Consider the following 21,790-nt stretch of genomic DNA (forward strand, 5'->3'; position numbering starts at 1 on the left):
GAGACACACCGTGAGAGATCTCCCCGACCTGGCAACGACCGTCATCGACGGCCCGTCCGGCCGCATCGCCGTGGCCGACCACGGCGGGCACGGCCCCGACGTGGTGCTGATCCACGGCGCCAACCGCTCCCTGCTCGACTGGGAGCCGCTGCGCCGCCACCTGCCGGAAGCCCGGCTGGTCGCCTACGACCTGCGCGGTCACGGCCACTCCGACGCCCCCACCGACGCCCTCACCGACGCCCTCACCGACGCCCCCACCGTTGCCCCCACCGGCGCTCCTGCGGGCGCTCCCACCGGCTCTCCCGCGGGCGCTTCCACCGGTGCCGGGTACGGCTGGGACGCGCACCTCGCCGACCTCGACGCGGTCATCGACGCCCTGCGCCTGACCGACCCGTACGTCATCGGCCACTCCCTGGGCGGCATGATCGCCGTCTGCCATGGCGCGCGGCGGCCGGACTGTCCCGGAGTGGCGGACCTCGACGGGTTCGGCGGCGGACGGCCCGAGCTCTACCCCGGGTTGCCCGCGGAAGAGGTCGCCCGCCGCCGGGCCGCGCAGACCGCGGCGCTGGCTGCGGCGCCGGCCGTGCTCACCGCCGACCAGGTGGAGACGATGATCGAGCACGTACGGCTGCGCGCCCAGGCCATGGGCATCGACGCGGACCTGGAGGAGGCGGGCGCCCGCCGCTGCCTGACCCCCGACGGCCCGTCGGCGTGGCGGCCCAAACCGGGGCCCGGCGCCCAGGCCGCGCTGCTGGCGCCGCTGGACGGCTGGAGCGTCTTCGACGTGCTCCGGCGGACCCGGTGTCCGGTGCTGCTCGTCCAGGGCGGCCAGGCGCCCCCGCTCGCCCAGCTGCCGGACGGGTTCCGCGAACTGAGCGAGGCCCTCATCGCCGGAGTCGAGCGCGAACTCGCCACCTTGCGGGGCCCCAGACTGGAACGCGTGGCCGGGGCCGGGCACCTGCTGCACCTCCAGGCTCCCGCCGCGGTGGGCGAGCTCATCCGCACCCACCTCATGAGCGGCCAAGGGCAGGGCGGTCCCGGCGCACGCCCGGCTCACGGGTAGACAACAGATTGCCCTTATGTCTTAACAAAGCGTTGACATGCCGTTCATCTGATGGATAGAAAGCATTAACCATTCAGACAGACGGAGGCGGGCACCGCATGATCGGGGGGACCGAGCTGCTCTCGGTGACGACCACCCTGCCGGAGCCGGCGTTCGACCTGCACTATCTGCACTATCCGCTCGACGTCCCCGGCGGGGTGAGCGAGCTGGAGCTGGTGCTGGAGTACGACAAGGTCGTCGACGTCGTGCAGATCTACGCGGTGCTGCTGGAGCCCGACGGCACCTTTCGCGGCCACGTCCAGTGCCCGGGAGGCCCTGGCCCCCGCCGGCTGGTGATCAGGGTGGGCGCGGACGGCGCCGGTCCCGGCTGCGTCGCCGGTCCCGTCCCGGCCGGCCGCTGGACGGTGCGGCTCGATCTCGACCGGCACAAGGCGGCGGCGCCGTACACGCTGACCGTACGCGCGGCGCGGACCCCTGCGGCGACCGAACCGGCGCGCGATGCGGGGACCGAACCGGCGCGCGGCGAGGCGACAGGACCGGCCACAGGACCGGCCACAGGACCGGCCACAGGACCGGCGGCAGGACCGGCGGCAGGACCGGGAGGGCGTGAGGCGGGCGCGCGGGCGCCAGTCGGCGGGCCCGGCTGGTACCGCGGCGAGTTGCACAGCCACTCCGCGCACTCCGACGGCCGACGGCCGGTAGCCGACCTGGTGCGCGCCGCCAAGGAGGCGGGCCTCGGCTTCCTGGCCGTCACCGACCACTTCACCGCCGCCCACTGGCCCGATCTCGACGCCCATGACGACATCGTGCTGCTGCACTCCATGGAGCTGACCAGCCACCGCGGCCACGCCAACCTGCACGGCCTGACCCGCTGGGTCGACACGTACGTCGACCGTCCAGGACACACCATGGTCGACGTCGCGGCTGACGTGCACGAGCAGGGCGGCCTGGTCTGCGTCAACCACGCCTTCAGCGGCGACCAGGCGTGGCGGCGCTTCGACACCCCCTGGGACGCCGTCGACCTCATCGAGATCGCCCACCTCCAGCAGGGCGCCAACAACGACGCCCAGATCGGCCTGTGGGACCGCCTGCTGACCTCGGGCCACCGGGTGATCGGCGTGGCGGGCAGCGACTGCCACGACCCGGCCGACCCCGGGCAGGCGCTCGGCCGGGTGGTCACCGTCGTGCACGCGGACGAGGGCAGCGAGCGCGGCATCGTCGAGGGCCTGCGGAGGGGGCGCGTCAGCGTCTGGCGGGGAGCGGGCATCGACATGCACGTCAACGGCGCCCCCATGGGCGGGACCGCCGCGGCGCCCGGCGGGCGGGTCCAGGTCGACGTGGACGTGCGGGCGGACGAGCCCGTCGTGGTGTTCGTGCTGCGCGACGGGCTGCTGATCGACGTCGTCCCTGCCGCCGACAAGCCAGGGGAGTGGCAGCGGATCACCGTCGAGGACCGGCTCGGCGCCCCTGGCGCCTACTACCGGGCGGAGGTTCACGCCGACCCCGGCAGGAACGACCCCCAGTTCTGGGCGAGCTCCCTCAGGGACCACAGCTCGCTGCGGGCCGCGGGCAACCCGGTCTGGGTGCGCCCTGACGGTTGAAACCCCCCACGTGTCAGGAGAGAGTTCATGCGGTATGCCACCACGCTCGGCGCCGGCGTGCTCGCGCTGGTCCTCACGGGCTGCTCGGGCGTGCTGACCAACAACGCCACCGCGGGCAAGAGCGATGACAAGACGGTGACGCTCTACTCGGTGAGCGGCCCCGAGGTGACCGATCCGATCCTCGGCGCGTTCAAGGCCAAGCACCCCGACATCAAGGTCAACAAGATCGGCCTGCCGGGCACCGGAGAGGCGTTCGCCCGGGTGCGCGCCGAGAAGGACCGGCCGCTCGGCGACGTGATCTGGGGCGGCTCGTCGGAGCTGTACACCGCCAACGCCGACCTCATCGCCCCCGTCGAGCTGCCGAACGACGCCGCCACCGTGGCCAAGGACCCCAACCACATCTGGCACGCCACCGACCTGCTCTTCCAGGCGATCGCCGTGAACACCGACAAGTTCCCCGACGCGGCCAAGCACCCGAAGACGTTCGAGGACCTGGCGGAGCCGGGGTACGCGGGTGGGAAGGTGGCCTTCGCCACGCCCAAGTCGTCGGGCACGTCCTACAGCCTGCTCACCACCATGGTCACCCTGCATGACTGGGACTACGTCGACCGCTTCGTCAAGAACGCCCGCATGCTCGACGGTTCGACCGCGATGTTCAACATGGTCAAGGACGGCGAGGTCGGCACGTCGTTCATCAACGAGGACCTGGGCGCCAAGTGGATCGACGCCGGCGTGAAGATCAAGCTCATCTACCCCGAGGACGGCGTGTCCGGCCAGATCGGCTCCGCCGGCATCATCAAGGGCGCCAAGCACGAGGCGCCCGCCAAGACCCTCGTGGACTTCCTCATGTCGAAGGAGGCCCAGCAGATCATGGTGGACCAGGTGCAGCGCCGCTCGTCGCGTGGCGACGTGCCCGCGCCGAAGGGCCTGCCGGCGGTCGAGGAGCTCAAGCGGGCCGACGTCGACGAGAAGTGGGCGGCGGAGAAGAAGGACGAGATCCTCGCCAAGTTCGACGACGCCGTCAAGAGCGCGGGCTGATGGCGGCCTCCACGACCGCGCGGGGACGGCCGGGCCGGCGGTCCCGGTCGGGCTGGCGCGACCCGTGGCGGCTCGCCGGGCTGATCGCGCTGCTCATCCTGCTGATCTTCATCGTCTACCCGCAGTTGTGGATCGTCAGGGCGGCGTTCACCGACGACGCGGGCGCGTTCACGCTGGCCAGGTTCGGCGCGTTCGTCACCGACGCGCGGTTCACCGAGCCGCTGCTGCACAGCGTCGTCGTCAGCCTGGCGGTGGGCGCGGGCGCGGCGCTGGTGGCGGTGCCGCTCGCGTTCGTCATGGCGCGTTACCGCATCCCCGGCCGGCAGGGCGTGCTCACCATGCTCACGATGGCCACCACCTCGCCGCCGTTCCTCGGCGCGTACGCGTGGCTGCTGCTGCTCGGCAGCGGCGGCATCATCACCAAGGCCGCCAGGGAGGCCGGCCTGCCCCTGCCGTTCGAGTCGATTCTCGGCGTCGGCGGGATCATCTGGGTCGGCGTGTGGTTCACCTTCGCGCTGATCTTCCTCATGGTGTACGACGCGTTCAGGGCGGTGGACCCGGCGCTGGAGGAGGCCGCGGCGTCCGTCGGGTCGACGCCGTGGCGCACCCACGCGAAGGTGACCCTGCCCCTCGCCGTGCCCGCCATCGCCACCGGCTGCTACCTGGCCGCGATGCGGATCTTCGCCGACTTCGGCACGCCGATGCTGATCGGCGGCGGCTACTCGATGTTGCCGGTCGTGGTGTACCAGAACTTCATGTCCGAGGTCGCCGCCAGCCCGGGCGTGGCCGCCACGGCCAGCCTCATGATGGTGCTCGTCTCCGGGCTGGCGCTGGTGGCCCAGCGCAGGATCGTGGCCAGGCGGTCGTTCGCCGTGACGGGAGGCAGGGACCAGCCGCTGCGCGAGCTGCGCCGCGGCCCCAGGGCGCTGGTGCTGACCGGCATCTGGGCGGCGCTGCTGCTCGGGTTCGTGCCGCACCTGGTGGTGGTGCTCACCAGCTTCCTGCGCTGGCAGTCGGGCATCCTGCAGTGGGAGCCGACGCTGGAGAACTACCGGCGGCTGTTCGAGGAGTCGCTGCAGCCCATCGTGCTGAGCTTCGTCTTCGCCGGCATCGCCTGCCTGATCGCGCTCGTGCTGGGCGTCGTGGTGGCCTACATCGTGGCGCGCAAGCGGTTCATGATCTCAGGCCCGCTGCTGAACAACCTCGTCATGGTGCCGTACATCCTGCCGGGCACGGTCTTCGCGATCGGGTTCATCCTGGCCTTCAACCACCTGCCCGTCATCCTCACCGGCACCGCGCTGATCATCGTGGTGGCCTACTTCATCCGGCGGCTGCCGTACGTGATGAAGTCGATCGAGACCGCGCTCGGGCAGGTGCACCCGTCGCTGGAGGAGGCCGCGATGAGCGTGGGCGCGCCGCCGCGGCGCAGCTTCCGCGACATCGTCGTGCCGATCATCAGGCCCGCCGTCATCTCCGGCGGCACCGTCGGGTTCCTGCAGATGATCACCGAGCTGTCGGCCACCGTCATGTTGTACGCGGTGCCCTGGGTGACCATGACCGTGGTCATCTTCACCAACGCGATGCAGCCGGGCAGCCCGTTCGGCGTCGCCTCGGCCATGACCACGGTGCTGCTGGTCTCTGTCTACGTCCCGCTCTACCTGCTGCGCCGTCGCTACAAGACGGTCTCCCTGTGATCCGGAGCTCATCATGGACATCAGCATCGAAGGGATCTCCAAGGCGTTCGGGGAGACCACCGCGCTCGAGTCGGTCGACCTGTCCGTGCCGTCGGGGCGGCTGGCCACCCTGCTCGGCGCGTCCGGCTGCGGCAAGACCACGCTGCTGCGGATCATCGCCGGGTTCGAGACCGCCGACACCGGCGCCATCCGCTTCGGCGAGCGCGACATCGCCAAGGTCCCCGTGTGGAAGCGCCGCATCGGGTTCGTCTTCCAGAGTTACGCGCTCTGGCCGCACATGACGGTCGCCGAGAACGTCGCGTACGGGCTGCGCCTGCGCAGATTGTCGAAGGAGGCCGTCGCGGACAAGGTCGCCACGGGCCTGGCCATGGTCGGGCTCACCGGCAGGGAGCAGCGCCGGCCCGGCCAGCTCTCCGGCGGCCAGCAGCAGCGCGTGGCCCTGGCCAGGGCGCTCGCCCTCGAACCCGACGTGCTGCTCATGGACGAGCCCCTGTCCAACCTCGACGCCAAGCTCCGCGTCGAGATGCGCAGGGAGATCCGCCGCATCCAGCAGGAGACCGGCATCACCGCCGTCTACGTCACCCACGACCAGGACGAGGCCCTGGAGATCTCCGACCTGGTCGCCGTCATGAACGGCGGGCGGGTCGAGCAGGTCGGCGCCCCCGAGGACGTCTACGAACGGCCGGAGACCACGTTCGTGGCCTCGTTCGTCGGCAGCGTCACCCTGCTGCGCGGCCAGGTCACCGACGACGGCGAGCTCGCGCTCGGCAGCGGCGGCAAGGTCGGGTTCGGCCGGCCGCTCGGCCCTGCGGGGGCCGCCGTGCACGTGGCGCTGCGTCCCGAGGACCTGCGCATCGTCGAGGACGGTCGGGCCCAGTTCACCGGCAAGGTCGTGCGCAGCAGCTTCCAGGGCGGCACCAGGGAGTCGGTCGCCGAGCTGCCCGGAGGGGAGCTGCTCGCCTTCGAGCACCGCCGTTCCCTGCCCACCGGCGCCACCGTGGGCCTGGTGGCCGAAAGGTTCACCGTCGTCGGCAGGGACACCGGCGTCGCCTGAGGGTTCGCCCGCGAAGTCCACGGGGATCCGCGCCCGGTCCGTTGACGGCCTTCGTCCCGCTTCCTAAACTCATCACATAGTGAATTGGGTGAGGAGCGGTCACATGCGCAGAAGTCCCGCCGCCGTCGTCAGCTCCCTGTTCCTCGCCGCCGGGCCCGGCACCGTCGCGGGCCTCGTCCCCTACTGGATCAACGGCTGGCGGGTCCACGACCCCTTTCCCGGCGCCGCCATGCTCCCGATCAGGGTGCTCGGCGCGGTGCTCGTGCTGGCAGGGGGTGTCGTGGTGGTGGGCGCGTTCCTCGAGTTCGTGGTGGAGGGGTGGGGGACGCCGATCCCGGTCGCCGCGCCCGACCGTTTGGTGGTGGGCGGTTTCTATAGGTATGTCCGCAACCCCATGTACGTGGCGATCCTCGCCGCCATCATCGGGCAGGCCATGGTGTTCGGGGACCCCGGGTTGCTGGTCTACGCCGCCGTCGTGGCGATCCCGGTCGTCGCGTTCGTCCGCTGGTACGAGGAGCCGGAGCTGCGCAGGAGGTTCGGCGCCGAATACGAGGATTACCGCTCGCACGTGCCCGGCTGGTGGCCGCGGCTCCACCCCTACCAGCGCTGACGTGCCCCAGAGAAGTCTCCCTGTCCTCGTGGTGGTCACCATGAGTGATCGTCCGGGTCAGAAAACTGGAGTTCCAATGTCGGAACCAGTTTGACGGCCAGTGAGGGGATGTGGTCGGCTCGTGCCCTATGTTTCTGATGGGTTGAATTAGACCGGTACGGGGAGAACGCTACATGCCGCACGCCCTCCTGCGCGTGCTCGTCTCGACGTCCATTGCAAGTGCCACGGTCCTGGTTGCCGTGCCGCCGGCCGTCGCAGAAGCCGAGATGGCCCCAGCTGGGGTCGCATCAGCCGCAGTCCAGAGGGAAGCGGCGAAGGTCCGTCCCGTGCCCGCCGTGGAGGAGCCGGCGCCCGCCACGGTCACCGTGCCCACCCGGGAGTCGCTCGCGCTCCGGCCCGCCGGCGACGACGGGGTGGGGCCCCGGGCGCCCGAGGTGACCACCTCCGCCGGTCCCGGGCTCGTTCAAGAGATCACCGCCCAGGCCGCGGCCGTCCAGAAGGAGCAGGGTCTCGGCGCCAAGGCACCCGACACGCGTGACGTGCTGCCCGACACCTCCCAGGCCGAGACGCTGACGCTCATCAAGCCACTGGCGTCCGTGCTCAAGACGTTCGGCACGCTCGGCAAGGCCGTGCCGGGGCTGACGTACCGGCTCTGCGTCGAGAGCGAGAGCGTGCCGGTGTCCTGCTCGATCTCCAAGCCCGTCGGCGTGCCGGTCGCCGCCGACGTCACGGGGGACGTCAAGCCCGACCTGGCCGCCGACCTCGTGCCCACGGCCAGCCCCGGCAACGGGTCCGTCGGGCTCGGATTCGCCGTCAGGCGGCTGTCGCAGGAGAACCTCAGGGCCCGGGTCTGGGCCGAGTACGACGGCAAGGTGTCGGTCGGGTTCGACGGGCTGAAGCGCGGATCGTCCCTGTCGGCCAGCGACTGGGGGAACTTCACCGTCGACATGGAGGGCAGGCGGGTCAAGGCGAGCATCACGCGCAAGGAGCCCGGCGAGTCCGCGGCCATGATCGCCGGCATGACCGGGCGCAGCGCGGTGAGCCTGCGCCAGACGCCCGCCACCGAGAAGCTGACCGTCAACGCCGCGCTCGACACGCCCACGCTGGACGTCGCCGCCTCCTCGCCCGCCACGCTGGACGCGCTCGCCGTGAACGGCCACCGGTTCGTCCACGCGGTGCTCGACAAGATGGCCGCCCGCGCCGAGGTGCGCCTTTCCGGCGGCCAGATCCGCTTCTCCAGCTCGTCGGCCGTCGCGCGCGCCCGCCTGAACTCCTTCACCTACCGCGACGGCCGGCTGTCGAAGGTGGTCAGCGCCGAGCTCGAACGTGTCCCGCGTTCCTTCGTGGCCAAGTACGGCTCCGGCAAGAGCAAGCAGACCGTGTCGGTCAACGCCGGCTCGGGCCGATCGCGCGCCGGGGCCGCCAGCCTGCTCTATTACGACAGGAACGCGTCCCAGACCGTGGTCAAGACGGAGCTGAGCGCTCTGCCGGCCAAGGTGCGCCTGGTCAACGACCTGACCAAGCATCGCGTCACGCACAGGACGAGCTCGCCGGTCGGCAAGTTCGAGGCGGTGCTGCAGCGTAACGGGGGCGCCATCTCCAGCCCGCGCGGCGGCCACGTCACCATGATCAAGAACGGTGCCGCGGTCGGGGTCTCCGCGCTGCTGTCCGGCCTGTCCGCGTTCGACGTCACGTACGGCGGCAACCCGCACGCCCATCTGGAGGTCGACTCCAGCGACGGCTCGTTCATCGGCGCGGCCAGCCTCGACGGCACCCACGTGGCCAGGATGGAGATCTCGAACACGCCCGCCACCGTGGACGTCACGCTCGACCCGGCCGCCAGGAAGGCGGCCTTCCGGGCCAGCGGTGAGATCAAGCGCATCCACGCCGCCTACGCCAACCTGAAGTCCGGCCCCACCGTGGACGGCACGCTCATGGGCGTGCGTGACGACGTGAAGGCGTCATGGGAGCTGGGCGAGCGGTCCACGATGCAGATCGCCGCGTCCAAGAAGCTCGACGAACTGCGGATTTATGCCAATAAAGCGTACGTGCAGCAGCCGACCGGCGAGGACCTGCAGGTGACCGCCAAGGGCCTGAGCAAGCAGGCCGAGCTCGTCGCCGACACGAAGGCGGGCACGCTCACCTGGACCGCCGCCTCCCCGATCGACAAGGTGACGGCGCGGGCCAGGGTCAAGCTCGGCGACCGCTACGTCAGGGCCGCCGCCGACGTACGCGACGTGCCGGCCCGCTTCGACGCCTCGTGGAACGCCACGTCCTACCGCTTCCGCGGCCGGTCGGGCCCCGTCGGGACGGCCGAGCTGGCCTTCACCAACCACGACGGCGCCAAGTCGCCCACCGGCCCCCACCTGGCCGCGCACTACGACCAGGCCTCCGGCGACATGGACGCCAGCGTGCTGGTCAACGGCCTCGAACACGTCGAGTTCACCCCGGCGGCCGAAGGCTTCACCGCCGACTTCCGCTCGGCCAAGCAGACCCTCGCCGTCGACGCCGACGTCACCCGGGGCGACACCCGCTTCGGCCTGATCGGCACGCTCGGCCCCGCGCCCGGCCGCCTGGCCGTCACCTCCGCAGGCGGCAAGCTCACGTACGAGGGCTCCCGGCTCGACGTGCGCGCCCGCGCCTGGCTGGGCAAGGTCGCGGCGCTCGACCGCATGCGGGCCGCCCCCGCCCTGCCCGGCGGCGGCGTGTCCCTGGTGGACGGAGGCTGCGCCACCGGGTCGAAGGGCTGCTCCCCAGGGCCCTTCTGCACGCCGCAGCGCGGCTGCTACGGGCTCCAGGGCTACCTGGACGTGACCGGGCTGCCCCAGCAGGTCTCCGTCGACCTGGCGGGCAAGACGTTCGGCTTCTCCGGGTTCAACCCCAAGCGCGAGAGCCTGGGCGTCTACCTGGCCAGCAGCGTGCTGGCACCCGTCCCGATCAAGGCCAGGGCCACCCTGACCGGGCTGCCCTCCAAGATCACCAGCATGTCGCTGGGGCCGTTCGACGTGGCCAAGGGCAACGCCGTGAACGCCGGATACCGCATCGAGCCCGCCGCCACCCTGGGCAGCCTCGACGTGCACGCGGAGTCGGGCGGGGTACGCGGCAGGGTCGCGGTCGACCCGGTCCCCGCCGCCGTCGCCGTCCAGGGCACGTACGGCGCCAAGACCCGGATCCGCGTGACGAACTCCGCGGCCGTCGAGCGCCTCAGCGCCAAGGTCACCCTGCCCGGCAAGGGCACCGGCGAGCTGCGTTTCTCCGACGTGCCCGCCCGGTTCGGGGTGGACGCCGACGCCTCGGGCGCCGGGTTCAGCGTGCCGGCCGTCACGTACAAGGCGCTGGGCGGCGTCAACACCCTCGACGGCTACCTGGGCGTGGAAGGCGGCCTGATCGACCCGAAGGGCCGCCTCGGGGACGTGGCGGTCGCGGTCAAGAACCTGGCCTCGGACACCACCATCCGCATGAACCCCGACCAGTCGCTCAACCTCGTCTCGAAACCCGTCGCCACCGGCCGCATCACGCTGCGCGCCGGGCTGCGGATGGACCCGGTCGCCAAGCAGCGCATCGCGGTGAGCAAGGAGGTCCCGCACACCAAGGGCTTCCTCACCTACCAGGTGGCCGGCCAGTTCGGGCTCGGCAAGAGCGCGGTCGACGACGTCGCGCTGTCGGTGCAGGGCATGTCGCGGTTGCGGATCAGGCCGGGCAAGATCCCGTTCGGGATGAAGGCGCCACCCGCCCTCGGCTACGTGACGCCCGCCTTCGAGGGGAACTACGGACGGCTGAAGCTGTCCGCCGACGGTGTCGACCTGCGGCCGGACGTCTCCCTGGACGTCAGGCTGGGCAGGGACATCGGCAACGACCTCTTTCACGAGTCGGTACGGATCGGCGGCACCAAGGCGCTCGCCATGCGCCGCTACGACCAGCGGATGAGGCGTATCGGGGCCAAGCAGGAGATCAAGGCCGCCGGGTTCAGCGTGGCCTGCCTGACAGTGGACGCCAAACCCGGCTTCGTCGCCGGGGGCGGCAAGAACTCCATCACCCTGCGCGGCGCCGACGGGCCCCAGATGGTCTCGCTGCTCGACCCCGGCGGCCAGGTGCCGGACTACGCGGTGGACCTGCTGACCCACTTCATGAGCCCGTTCCCGGGCGCGGAGTGGAAGGTGGCGAACACCAGGGCGGGCGCCTGCGACGCCGGCGGCGACTCCTCGCGGCCGGAATCTCGCTGAGGCCCACGCCAGGGGGAGCGGTCAGGGGAGGGAGCGGCCCAGGCGCAGCCGGACGCGGTTGCCGTGCCGCACACTTTCGCGTACGGTCCACACGCGCTCCTCGATGACGGTGCCCCTGGCCGTCATGTAGCCGCCCATCCTGAGCACCGGGCGCCCGGTGTCGTCGCTCACCAGCTGCGCCCGCGACTCGGAATCGTCCCCGAACAGCACGAGGAAGTCGAAGGCACCGGCGGGGGCGTCCAGGACCAGGCCGGGATAGAGGTGCGAGTAGGGGACTTCGACAACGTGTTCAGTCACGGTTGATCGCCTACCCGGCGGAGGCGCGTTCGAACAAGGGGGACGGGATAGCGCTTTCCAGTGCTATGCGATGGAATGTCATTGATCCCGCTACAGGTTGGAGACCTCGTGCCCCTGTTCGACATGCCCCTTGAGCAACTCCGCGGCTACCTCCCCGACCGCGACGAGCCCGCCGACTTCGACACGTTCTGGTCCCGTACCCTGGCCGAGGCCGGGGACTCCGGCCCGGCCGCCGAATATGTCCCGTACGACCTGCCCTTCGCCGCCGTGGACGTGTTCGACGTCTCGTTCGCCGGCTGGGGCGGTCACCGGATCAACGGCTGGTTCCTGCTGCCGAAGGGCGCGGACGGCCCGGTGCCGTGCGTGATGCACTACATCGGCTACAGCGGCGGGCGCGGGTTCCCCAAGGACCACCTGATGTGGCCGGCCGCCGGGTACGCCGTGTTCGTGATGGAGACGCGCGGCCACGGCGGCGGCAACGTGGGCAGCCCCGGCACCACCGGCGACCCGCACGGCAGCGCGGGACCGCAGGCGCCGGGCATGATGACCCGGGGCATCCTCGACCCGGACGACTACTACTACCGGCGTGTCTTCACCGACGCCGTCAGGGCCGTGGACGCGGCGATCGAGCACCCGTCGGTCGACGCCGCGCGCATCATCGTCTCGGGCGGCAGCCAGGGCGGCGGCATCGCGCAGGCCACCGCCGCGCTGCACCCGTCGGTCAAGGCCGCGCTCATCGACGTGCCGTTCCTGACCCACTTCAGGCGGGCCGTCGAGATCACCGGGCGCGATCCGTATCAGGAGCTGGTGCGTTTCCTCGCCACCCGGCGCGACACCGCGGACCGGGTGTTCCGCACGCTGTCGTACTTCGACGGCCTGAACTTCGCGGCGCGGGGGCGGGTCCCGGCGTTGTACTCGGTGGCGTTGATGGACGACGTGTGCCCGCCGTCCACGGTGTTCGCCGCGTACAACCACTGGCAGGGCCCCAAGGAGATCACGGTGTGGCCCTGGAACAGCCACGAGGGCGGCGGCGGCTTCCAGTCCGAGGAGCAGCTGCGCTATCTGGACAAGCTGCTCGGCGACGGCTGAGCGGACGCCCGCCGTGCCGGACCGCCGATCGGGTCCGGCACGGCGGAGGCCGCGTCAGGCGCTCTGCTCGGTGACCAGGAAGGACACGCTCCCCTGGTCGTCGGCTCCGGCGTCCAGAGACTTGTCCTCCAGCACAGTGGCAGCCACCGGATCGAGGTAGACCCGAGCTCCTTCCGACTCGACCACCTCGTCCGCCGGTTCCGGGGCGGTGGCCAGGGAAAGGGTGAGCGAGCTCGCGCCCTCGCCCTGAGACGAGATGCGGATCCCGCTCTGGGAGGGCTCGGGCGCGGCCGCGGTCAGGTCGCGGATCGCCTGGGCTGCGTTGGCTGTCAGGGTGAGCACTACGGCTCCTCCTCACGTTCGACGTTCACGAGTTGCCTGCCCTTCCCTCCTCACTCCGGCTCAACCCTTCGTGACCATTTCTTTACCAACTTCTCAGGAAGGGCGCGTGCGGCACGCCGCCCGTGGACAATGGAGCCCATGGAATTCGCGGCCCTGCGGGAAGGCATGGTGGCGGCCCTGCGCGAGCGCCGGCACGTCGGCGAGCCCGTGGCCGCCGCGCTCCGCGCGGTGCCCCGCCACCTCTTCGTGCCCGGCGTCGACCCCGAGGACGCCTACCGCGACGAGCCCATCGTCACCAAACGCGACGCGGAGGGCCGGCCGATCAGCTCGTCCTCCCAGCCCGCGATCATGGCGACCATGCTCGACCAGCTCGGCGTGCTGCCCGGCCACCGGGTGCTGGAGATCGGCGCGGGCACCGGCTACAACGCCGCGCTGCTCGCCCGCCTGACCGGTCCCGGCGGCCGGGTGGTGAGCGTCGACATCGACGCCGACATCGTGGCCCAGGCCAGGAGCCACCTCGCCGCCGCCGGGACGACCGAGGTCGAGGTGGTGTGCGCCGACGGCGCCCAGGGGCACCCGCCGCTCGCTCCCTACGACCGCGTGATCGCCACGGTGGGCGTCTGGGACCTGGCCCCGGCCTGGCTGGAGCAGCTGGGGCCGGCAGGGCGGCTGGTGGTGCCGCTCGATCTGCGCGGCGTGCAGGTGTCGGTGGCCATGGAACGCGCTGAGGGCTGCTGGGAGAGCGTGTCGGTGGTGCCGTGCGGGTTCATGCGGATGCGCGGCCCGTTCGCCGGCACGGAGGCTCTCCTGACGGTGCGCCGCGAACCCGAGCTGACGCTGACCCTGCCGGAGCCGCGGGAGGTCGGCGACGTGGCGGCCGCGCTACAGGCCGCGCCCACCGAGATCGACACCGGCGTGATCGAGCACGCGCCGCCGTTCATGGCGGGGCTGGGCGTCTCGTTGTGGCTGGCGCTGCACGAACCCCGCTGGTGCGCGCTGAGCGGCAGGCTGGGCGCGGGATACGGCGCCACGGCGGGCATTCTCGGCGACGGTGGCATCGCTCTGCTCGCCGTGCAGGAAGGGCCGCTGGTGGCTCGCGGCCACGGACCCGGCGGCGCCGGACTGGCGGCCGACCTGGCCGGGCACGTACGGGCATGGGACGCGGCCGGTCGCCCGGACGCGGGCGCGCTGCGCGTCCGGGCGTACCAGGGGCCCGCTCCCGGCGGCGGGGCCGCCGTCATCGAGAAGCGCCACACCACCCTGGCACTGAGCTTTCCGTAGGGGCTCCCGCGCCCGCCCGCCGAACCCGAGTGCGGCCGACGCACCCGCGACGGCCGACGCGCCTCACGAACGGGCATGAACCGCCACGAGCGGCCTCGAACGGCCTCGAACGGCCACGAACAGCCACGAGTGGCCCCGAGTGGCCCCGAACGGCCACGAATGCCCACGATGGCGTCGGACGGTCTTGCACGGCTTCAAGCAGCCTCGGACGGTCTTGCACGGCCTCGAGCGGACGCAAGAGGGCGCCCACGTACGCGATGGGGCCGAGGAGGGGGCACGGAGGCGGGCGTGAATGGGTGCGGGGCGTGAGCGGCCTGAAAGGGGAGGGCATGCGAAGGGGGGTGCGGACGGTCGCGGAGGGCGCGGGGTGTCTCTTGAGTAATGCCTGTGTGAGGCCAAAAACTGGCCGACAAAACGTGGGTTTATGGCGATATGGGGTATTTATCCTGTTTGAAACCAGGACGAGCACATTGGGGGATCGTCGTGGCAATGGAAACAGAGATCCGCAACCTGCTCGACTGCCACGTGGTGGGGTCGGACGGTCAGTCGATCGGCAAGGTGGGCCAGGTCTACCTCAATGATCGCTCGGGCGAGCCGGAGTGGGTGACCGTACGCACCGGGCTTTTCGGTATGAAGCAGACCTTCGTGCCTCTGGCCAACGCCCGTCGCTCGGGAGAGGAGATCAGGGTCCCCTTCGACAAGGAGATGATCAAAGGCGCACCGAACATCGACGTCGATGACCGCCTCACGATCGACGAGGAGGCCAACCTCTACCGCTACTACGGCATGCGGCCGTCGAGTGTCCCGCAGCAGCGCGCCGGCGAACCGCGTACCGGAAGGACCCCGGTCACGGGGGAGCGGTCCGGCGGGCCCGCGGGCGCGCCCCGCGACGACCTCATCACCGGAGGCGCGGCGGGCAAGGGGATGGCCGGAGGAAACGCCGCGGGGGAGACGGGCCGGCGGGACTTCGCCGGCGAGAGGCTCACCGGCGACCTCGCCGACGAGAACGACATCTCCATGACCAGGTCGGAAGAGCGGTTGCGCATCGGCAAGGAGAGCAGGGAGACCGGCCGCGTCCGCGTCCACAAGTACGTCGACACCGAGACCGTCCGCGAGACGGTGCCGCTCTCGCGCGAGGAGGTCGTGATCGAGCGCGAGCCCATCCGTGAAGGGGACGCGACGGCGACGCAGGAGATCGGCGAGGAAGCTCGCGAGATGATCCTGCACGAGGAGCGTCCGGTCGTCGGCAAGGAGAGCAGGCCGGTCGAGCGGATCCACGTTCACAAGCGGGACGTGCAGCACGAGGAGACCGTCGAGGGCCAGATCCGCAAGGAGCGGCTGGAGATCGACGAGGACGGGGTGACCAGCGACAGGGACGACGACGGGATGTTCGGCCGCCGCGGGAGTGACCTTCCCCCGGAACGGTGACATACGGGGCAGTGGCGCCGGACGCGCCGCTGCGGACCTTGCAGGCAAAAGCCCCGGTCGCTGGTGAGAGGCATCAGCGCCCGGGCTTTTCCGTGCCGTCCAGGCCCGGGCCCGCGTACAGCTCCACCTCGTTCAGCATGCTGCACGTGCGGCCGATCTCAGGGTCGCAGTCACGCGTGCGCGTGAGGATGATCTTGACGTGCCGGCCCGTGCGCTCGACCTCCGAGTAGCGCATCGCGTAGTCGGTTCTCCCGGTGACGGTGAGCGCCGGCTCGCCCCAGGAGCGGCCGTCCCGTGAGATGTACACGCGGGCTCCGGCCGGATGCCCGGGGCGCAGGCCGAGGCCGATCCGGGTGAAGGCGTGCGGCCGGTCGAAATGCAGGACGTACCGGCCGCGGCCGGCGGCCACCGCGCCCGACCAGTAGGCCGTGCTGCCGTCGAAGGCCGCGGTTGGCCGTGTCCTGGGCCGGTATGGGCTGGCCCACGTCATGGTGGTGTCGAGCGTGAGGTCGCCGCGCCGGCGCAGCGCCGCCAGGTCCAGCAGGCCGGGGCCGGGCGTGGCCACGGTGAACAGGCGGCGCTTGATCGCGTACCAGCCTCCGTGCTCGAACCGGCCGTGCGCCGGGCAGGCCGTCTCGTTGAGCAGCCCGTCGGGCCGCACGCCCGGAAGCTTGCAGTTGTCGAAGACCTGGATCAGCCGGTGCGGGCCGACGGCGGCCACGCCGGTGTAGCCGGACGATCCGTGCGTGTCCCAGACGCCGTCGCGGTTGTGGTAGGTCACCCGCGGCTCCCGCCACGCCTCGCCACGCCCGTCGGGGGACACGGCCAGCCAGTTGTCCGGCCGCCCCGCGCTCAGCACGAGGACGCCCGCCGGGGTCAGCAGCAGTCTCGGCGCCACCCCGCGCACCACGCAGTCCCCGCCGGTGAAGGGGCCGCCGGAGGGGCCGGTGAAGCGCAGCTCGCGCGCCGGCGACCAGGTGCGTCCGCCGTCCACCGAACGGCTCTGGCGCAGGGTGGAGTATTTCCCGCCGTCGTGGCGCAACACGGCCAGCAGGCTGCCGTCCACGGTCTGCGCGACGGCCGCCTCGGTGTAGGCGAACCCCTCGGCCGGCGTGGCGATCACCCCGCGCCGCGTGAACGTCCTCCCGCCGTCCTCGCTGGCGTACACCTCGGCCTGGTACGCCCCCGTGCCGCTGTAACGGGCGTAGAGCGTGATCAGGATGGTGCCGCCGGCGAGCTGGATCGGCGTCCCGTGCACGGCCCCGCCCGGCAGCAGGTCGTCCGGCGTGGTCAGGGTCGCCTCGGAACGCAGCCAGCTCTCGCCGTCGTCCAGCGAGGACGAGGTGAGCACGCCCAGAGCGGCCGTGTGCTCGCCCGTCCTGGCCGGGTAGTACTCGGTGGCGAAGAAGCGGCCGTCGTGCAGTTCGATGGGCGATTCGCGCAGCGGCGTCCGGCTCGGCGGGCCGAAGCCGGCGCCGCCGTCGTCCGAGATCGCCGCCGCGTTGGTGAGGGTCACGACCTCGTCGACGTTCGTGGTGTAGGTGACGATCACCTTTCGCTCCGGAGCGCCGCCGCGGCCGGTCACGTCGAGCACCGACACGTTCGGGAAGCCGGCGAAGTCGAGCCGCTCGGAGTCCGTCGGCTCCCGCGCGGGCGGCCGCGGAAAGGGATGGACGAGATCGGGTGAGGAAGCACTGGCGATCAGGTAACCCTCGCTCGCGGCGGGCTGGTCGGGCAGCAGGCAGTAGCCGGCCCGCGCCGGCGCCGGCGTGTGCGCGGCGGGCAGCGTCATGGTCACCGACAGGGCCGTGACCATGGTTGTGTGCACCAGCACCGGCCCCGCCTTCCCCCCGTATGCCAACGGTACGGACTCTAGATCACCCAGCGCCGGTAACCCGGCATTCACCTGCGGGGAGTCGCCGGTCAACGCCGGGACAGCTGATGGATTCATGCCATTCGTAAACTGACAGTTGACATGGAACCCCTGTCTGACGACGATCGAGGCGGCACCATTAAGTGGGAATTTACGTAGGTCGAAAGACCACGGGTCGGGAGGTGGCCCCCAGATGAGCATCGAGCCCAGGGCGCAAGTGGCCCCAGAGCGCGTGCTGCCAGGCCCGGTGCCCGTGGCGCCGGAGGCGGCCGCGCAGCAGCGCGTGGTCCAGCGGATCTGCGCCAGGGTGGCCCCCGCGGGCATGGAGATCGGCGTCGGCGACCTGCCGCCCGGCGGGTTGCAGGTGTGGATCGAGACGCCGGTGGACGCCGGCGCCGCGCCGGAGTCGTGGGTGCTGCACCACCGCATGGCCCGGGAAGTGGCGCTGGTCGGCTGGCACTGCGAGGCGGACGCCGACCGCCTGCTGGTCCTCGGCTGGAGCGCCGCCTGCCTGCACAACCGCGTACGCCTGCTGCAGAGCGGGCTGCGCCGGTTGGCCGACTTCGAGCACACCGCCCAGCGGGCCGTGCAGCTCGACGGGCAGGACCCGGACGACGAGCCGCCCGCGCAGGTGGCCACGGCCGTCTGCGCCTCGATCGAGCGGCGGCTGCGCTGGCCGGAGCGGCTGGCCGAGCTCGCCGGATTCGAGCGCAGCTCCGAGCTGCCGCACCTGCAGCTTCTCCTCGCGCAGGTCGCCGGCCTGGAGTCGAAGGTCGCCCGCGCGTGCGAGGAGCACCTCGTCATGGCGCGGGTGCTCGCCCGGGCCGTCTGCGAGCAGTACGCGCGGCACCGCGACCTGCCCCGCGCGCAGCAGGACGTGCTGGCGGAGTCGCGCCGCTGGGTGCACGCCAGCACCATGATCCGTGGCTCGGCCGGCGCCCGGCCGAGCACCCCAGGCGTCGGCCGCCCTCACATGGGGCTGGCGGAACGCCGCATCGCCGCGAGCGTCATCAACCACGGCGTGCCACGCGTGACCCGCGCGGCCGCCGCTCCACGGGCCGAACACCTCGGCCGTACGGAGGACGCACGCTGACCTCGATCCGCTCAACGGCGAGCGGTCACCCGGAAGACCCCACACGAGTCCGGTAGGAGAGCTCCCGTCATGCGAACCCCCCCGCACCTTCCCGCCCGCGCCAGGCGCGACCACCGAGACGCCGACCACCGAGACGCCGACCACCGAGACACCGAGCACCGAGACACCGGGCACCGAGACACCGGGCACCGAGACACCGGGCACCGAGACACTGGGCACGTCCGGCGCCACCCGTACGGCCTGCACGAGATCCCCGCGCAGGCCGGGCCGCACGGCACGCTCGCCTTTCCCGACACCCTCCCCCCCGACGAGCCCGACGAGTACGTCGAGCAGCGGCTGCTCGAGATCAGGGAGATGTCCAACCAGGCCATCGGCTCCATCGACGACCTGCTCCAGCACACTGCCTGAAGTGTGCCCCCATCGAGCGATATCTGATCTTTGAGGAGAGTCATGCAGGATCTGTCGCGACCGGAGCTGAGGTCGCGTGACGTCGGGGGACACCAGCCACGCTCCCTGGCGGGCATCGAGACGCCGCGCACGCTCGACGAGGTACGCGCTCTCGTACGCCAGGCCATGACGGCCAGGCGCCGCCTCTACCCGATCAGCACCGGCAGGAACTGGGGCATGGGCTCGGCCATGCCGGTCACCGACGACAACCTGGTCGTCGACCTCGGCGGCATGAACCGCGTCCGCAGCCTCGACCTCGAGGCCGGCTTCGCGGTCATCGAGCCGGGAGTGACCCAGGCACAGCTCGCCGAGGTGCTGCGCGGCACCCCATGGATGCTGAACGTCACCGCCTCGTGCGCCGACACCTCCGTCATCGGCAACGCGCTCGACCGCGGCGACGGCTGCATCCGCTCCCGCGTCCACGACGTCGCCGGGATCGAGGCCGTGCTGGCCGACGGCAGCGTCGTCACCACGGGCGGGCTCGACCCCGCGGGGCGCTACCACGGGCGGGTCGCCGGGCCGGACCTGACGTCCTCGTTCGTCCAGCACAACCTGGGCATCGTCACCGCCATGGCCGTCGCGCTCGTGCCGCGCCCGCAGACCATCGCCCTGGTGCACGGCCGCATCCCGCGCGACCAGGTCGGCATCGCGGTCGGCGCGATGACCGGGTTCCTGCGGCGCGGCAACCCGGCGGAGGGACTGATGCGCGTGCGCGAGCTGTCGCTCACGCCCGGCCACGGCGACTGGGTGCTGCCCGCCGGCGTCGACCCCGGCCTGTTCACCATCCTCGGGCCGCTCATGGGCAGCGACGCCACGGTCGAACTGGCCGAGGAGCTGCTGCGCAAGGCGCTGATCGAGGTCGAGGGCGCCGAGGCGCTGCGCGTGGTCGACGCCGCCGAGGTGGACGCCGGCGACCCGCTCTACCCCAGAGCGCTCATGTCCCAGGGCGTCCCCACCTGCATGGGCGTGCACAACGCGCTCGGCACGACCTCCTGCGACCAGATCGACGAGGGCCCGATGGGCTTCCTCGCGCTGCTGCCGCTGATGCCCATGCACGCGCGGAAGACCGAGCACGTCCTGGCCGCCCTGCAGACGGCCGTCGACGCGCACACCACCGCCCTCATGGTCGAGTGGAACCTGGTCAGCAGGCACATGGCCAACGGCGTCATGCAGATCTTCTTCGACCGCGGGGCGCCCGACGCCTCCTACCGGGCACACCAGCTCCGCAACGACGGCAGCTGCGTCCTGCGCGCCAACGGCTGCGCCATCTACCGCTCCGACATCGACCACGCGGCCGCCGACGTCTGGTCCGAGACCAGCACCGCCAGCCTCGGCATGCTGCACCGGCTCAAGACGGCGCTCGACCCGGACGGCCTGCTCTCGCCCGGCCGGTACGGCGCCTGACCCCACCCATCCTGATCCGCCGCCCGCACAGCCGGAGTGTGCCAGGCGGCGGGGCAACCCGAAGATCCACACCGAAGATTGACAGGGAGGGACCACGTGCGTTCGTCACCAGCGGCCGTCCGGGGAACGAGCACGGCCGGCGCGGACCGCCGTCACGGCGTGATGCTGCGGCTGGTCGGTGCGGGTGTCATGTTGACGGTGATGGCCGACACCACGGCCACCACCCTGGCAGTCGGAGTGCTGCGGTACACGCCCGCCGGCGCGGGCATGCCGCTCGGTGACCTGGTCTGGCTGACCAGCGCGGCGTTCATCCCGATCGCGGCGCTGCTGGCCACCGCGGGTCGGTGGGCCGACCTGTTCGGCCGCCGGCGGGTGCTGGCCGTCGGCCTTGTGGTGTTCGTGCTGGGCGGGATCGCCGCCGTCACCGTGGAACCCTGGTCGTACGTGCTGGCGGCGCGCGCCGTCCAGGGAGCGGGAGCGGCCGCGATGATCCCGGCCAGCCTCGGCTTGCTGCTGGGAGAGCTGCCGGAGTCGGAGCGGCGCGGCGCGATCGCGTTGTGGAGCTCCGCGTCCGGCCTCGGCTGCCTGCTCATGCAGGCGGGCGGCGGCTGGCTGGCCGCCTCCGTCGGATGGCGGGCGCTGTTCATCCCCGACGTCGTCATCGGCATCGCGCTGCTGATCGCCTGCGCCTGGCTCCCGTCCGGCAGGCGGGCCGGCGCCAAGGGCGTCCCTGACGTGCTGGGCGCCTGGCTGCTCGCGGCCGGCATCGCGATCATCGTGCTGGCCATCTCCAAGGCGATGGCCTGGGGCACGGACGTGTTGTGGCTCGCGCTCGCCGCGCTGGCCCTGCTGGGCGGCGCGCTCGCGCAGGCCAGGCACCACCGGCTTCCCGCGATCGACCTGGCCCTGTGGCGGCGGCCCCGCTTCGTCTGGGGCTGGCTGGCGACCTGGGGCTTCGGCGCGCTGTCGTACGGGCTGCTGACCGTGCAGCCGCTCTACCTGCTGCACCTCGGCTACCCCATGCTCGAGGTGGCCATGTGGCTGACGCCCACGTCGGTGGCCGTCGTCGTGTCGAGCTTCCTGGCCGGACGGCTCGTCAAGCGCATCGGCCCGTACGGGCTGATCTACGCGGGCTCCCTGCTCTGCGGCGGCGCCTGCGTGCTCGTGCTGACGCAGTCAGGGCCCACCGTGTGGGGCCTGATCGCCAGCGTCGTGGTCGGGGTCGGCGTCGGCGCGCTCGCCCCCGGCACCTC

17 protein-coding genes are annotated in these 21,790 nt (G+C 71.7%); 14 read left to right on the forward strand and 3 right to left on the reverse strand.

All coding sequences use genetic code 11. From position 1 onward, the window contains the following. The first annotated feature begins 10 nt into the window (after positions 1 to 10). The 7 genes from E1292_RS18610 to E1292_RS18645 all read left to right on the forward strand — a co-directional run bounded on the left by E1292_RS18610 (position 11) and on the right by E1292_RS18645 (position 11,283). Positions 11 to 1,063 (forward strand): alpha/beta fold hydrolase, encoded by a 1,053-nt coding sequence (locus tag E1292_RS18610; protein WP_132596481.1) that lies wholly within the window; start codon positions 11 to 13, stop codon positions 1,061 to 1,063. 98 nt (positions 1,064 to 1,161) lie between these two features. Further along, the gene (locus E1292_RS51175; protein ID WP_165974610.1) at positions 1,162 to 2,664 is read left to right on the forward strand and encodes a CehA/McbA family metallohydrolase; all 1,503 of its coding nucleotides are present in this window, start codon (positions 1,162 to 1,164) and stop codon (positions 2,662 to 2,664) included. Between the two features lie 27 nt (positions 2,665 to 2,691). Then, positions 2,692 to 3,702 (forward strand): extracellular solute-binding protein, encoded by a 1,011-nt coding sequence (locus tag E1292_RS18625; RefSeq protein ID WP_132596483.1) that lies wholly within the window; start codon positions 2,692 to 2,694, stop codon positions 3,700 to 3,702. Further along, a complete protein-coding gene (locus tag E1292_RS18630; RefSeq protein WP_132596484.1) occupies positions 3,702 to 5,396 on the forward strand; it encodes an ABC transporter permease in 1,695 nt (564 codons plus the stop codon). Before E1292_RS18625 ends, E1292_RS18630 begins: the two co-directional genes overlap by 1 nt. A 13-nt stretch (positions 5,397 to 5,409) precedes the next feature. Then, on the forward strand, positions 5,410 to 6,450 hold the full coding sequence (locus E1292_RS18635; protein WP_220446916.1) for an ABC transporter ATP-binding protein: 1,041 nt from the start codon (positions 5,410 to 5,412) through the stop codon (positions 6,448 to 6,450). 103 nt (positions 6,451 to 6,553) lie between these two features. Then, on the forward strand, positions 6,554 to 7,060 hold the full coding sequence (locus E1292_RS18640) for a methyltransferase family protein (protein WP_132596486.1): 507 nt from the start codon (positions 6,554 to 6,556) through the stop codon (positions 7,058 to 7,060). Between the two features lie 326 nt (positions 7,061 to 7,386). Then, positions 7,387 to 11,283, forward strand: coding sequence for a hypothetical protein (locus tag E1292_RS18645; RefSeq protein WP_132596487.1), 3,897 nt, complete (start codon positions 7,387 to 7,389; stop codon positions 11,281 to 11,283). 21 nt (positions 11,284 to 11,304) lie between these two features. Here the strand turns inward: E1292_RS18645 and E1292_RS18650 are convergent, their stop codons facing one another. After that, on the reverse strand, positions 11,305 to 11,580 hold the full coding sequence (locus E1292_RS18650; RefSeq protein ID WP_132596488.1) for a hypothetical protein: 276 nt from the start codon (positions 11,578 to 11,580) through the stop codon (positions 11,305 to 11,307). A gap of 108 nt (positions 11,581 to 11,688) precedes the next feature. Here E1292_RS18650 and E1292_RS18655 point away from each other — a divergent pair, with 108 nt between their 5' ends. Next, positions 11,689 to 12,669: an acetylxylan esterase gene (locus E1292_RS18655; RefSeq protein ID WP_165974611.1), complete on the forward strand. Its 981-nt coding sequence runs from the start codon at positions 11,689 to 11,691 to the stop codon at positions 12,667 to 12,669. A gap of 54 nt (positions 12,670 to 12,723) precedes the next feature. On the opposite strand, the gene E1292_RS18660 is transcribed toward E1292_RS18655, so the two are convergent. Further along, a complete protein-coding gene (locus E1292_RS18660; protein WP_132596490.1) occupies positions 12,724 to 13,011 on the reverse strand; it encodes a HesB/IscA family protein in 288 nt (95 codons plus the stop codon). Between the two features lie 138 nt (positions 13,012 to 13,149). Here E1292_RS18660 and fxlM point away from each other — a divergent pair, with 138 nt between their 5' ends. Further along, positions 13,150 to 14,292: a methyltransferase, FxLD system gene (gene fxlM, locus E1292_RS18665; protein WP_220446917.1), complete on the forward strand. Its 1,143-nt coding sequence runs from the start codon at positions 13,150 to 13,152 to the stop codon at positions 14,290 to 14,292. Between the two features lie 489 nt (positions 14,293 to 14,781). Beyond that, on the forward strand, positions 14,782 to 15,720 hold the full coding sequence (locus E1292_RS18670) for a DUF2382 domain-containing protein (RefSeq protein WP_165974612.1): 939 nt from the start codon (positions 14,782 to 14,784) through the stop codon (positions 15,718 to 15,720). Between the two features lie 73 nt (positions 15,721 to 15,793). Here E1292_RS18670 and E1292_RS51180 read toward each other — a convergent pair whose 3' ends face one another. Then, positions 15,794 to 17,554, reverse strand: a complete 1,761-nt coding sequence (locus E1292_RS51180) for an exo-alpha-sialidase (RefSeq protein WP_165974613.1) — start codon at positions 17,552 to 17,554, stop codon at positions 15,794 to 15,796. Between the two features lie 232 nt (positions 17,555 to 17,786). Here E1292_RS51180 and E1292_RS51185 point away from each other — a divergent pair, with 232 nt between their 5' ends. The 4 genes from E1292_RS51185 to E1292_RS18690 all read left to right on the forward strand — a co-directional run. Further along, positions 17,787 to 18,686 carry a hypothetical protein gene (locus E1292_RS51185; protein ID WP_165974614.1) on the forward strand — a complete coding sequence of 300 codons (900 nt, stop codon included), beginning with the start codon at positions 17,787 to 17,789 and terminating at the stop codon, positions 18,684 to 18,686. A gap of 69 nt (positions 18,687 to 18,755) precedes the next feature. Beyond that, entirely contained in the window at positions 18,756 to 19,094 is a 339-nt protein-coding gene (locus E1292_RS18680; RefSeq protein ID WP_132596494.1) for a hypothetical protein, read from the forward strand. Positions 19,095 to 19,136: 42 nt separating this feature from the next. Further along, positions 19,137 to 20,537: an FAD-binding oxidoreductase gene (locus tag E1292_RS18685; protein ID WP_132596495.1), complete on the forward strand. Its 1,401-nt coding sequence runs from the start codon at positions 19,137 to 19,139 to the stop codon at positions 20,535 to 20,537. Between the two features lie 96 nt (positions 20,538 to 20,633). Continuing rightward, positions 20,634 to 21,790, forward strand: a 1,157-nt coding sequence (locus E1292_RS18690) for an MFS transporter (RefSeq protein WP_132596496.1), incomplete at its 3' end; no start/stop codon positions are given.

This window comes from Nonomuraea deserti (genome assembly GCF_004348685.1).
Taxonomy (GTDB): Bacteria; Actinomycetota; Actinomycetes; order Streptosporangiales; family Streptosporangiaceae; genus Nonomuraea; species Nonomuraea deserti.

Coding starts and splice junctions, on each gene's coding strand:
- E1292_RS51175 (WP_165974610.1), top strand. CDS start 1,162: ATGATCGGGGGGACCGAGCTGCTCTCGGTGACGACCACCCTGCCGGAG.
- E1292_RS18625 (WP_132596483.1), top strand. CDS start 2,692: ATGCGGTATGCCACCACGCTCGGCGCCGGCGTGCTCGCGCTGGTCCTC.
- E1292_RS18630 (WP_132596484.1), top strand. CDS start 3,702: ATGGCGGCCTCCACGACCGCGCGGGGACGGCCGGGCCGGCGGTCCCGG.
- E1292_RS18635 (WP_220446916.1), top strand. CDS start 5,410: ATGGACATCAGCATCGAAGGGATCTCCAAGGCGTTCGGGGAGACCACC.
- E1292_RS18640 (WP_132596486.1), top strand. CDS start 6,554: ATGCGCAGAAGTCCCGCCGCCGTCGTCAGCTCCCTGTTCCTCGCCGCC.
- fxlM (WP_220446917.1), top strand. CDS start 13,150: ATGGAATTCGCGGCCCTGCGGGAAGGCATGGTGGCGGCCCTGCGCGAG.
- E1292_RS18670 (WP_165974612.1), top strand. CDS start 14,782: ATGGAAACAGAGATCCGCAACCTGCTCGACTGCCACGTGGTGGGGTCG.
- E1292_RS51185 (WP_165974614.1), top strand. CDS start 17,787: ATGAGCATCGAGCCCAGGGCGCAAGTGGCCCCAGAGCGCGTGCTGCCA.
- E1292_RS18680 (WP_132596494.1), top strand. CDS start 18,756: ATGCGAACCCCCCCGCACCTTCCCGCCCGCGCCAGGCGCGACCACCGA.
- E1292_RS18685 (WP_132596495.1), top strand. CDS start 19,137: ATGCAGGATCTGTCGCGACCGGAGCTGAGGTCGCGTGACGTCGGGGGA.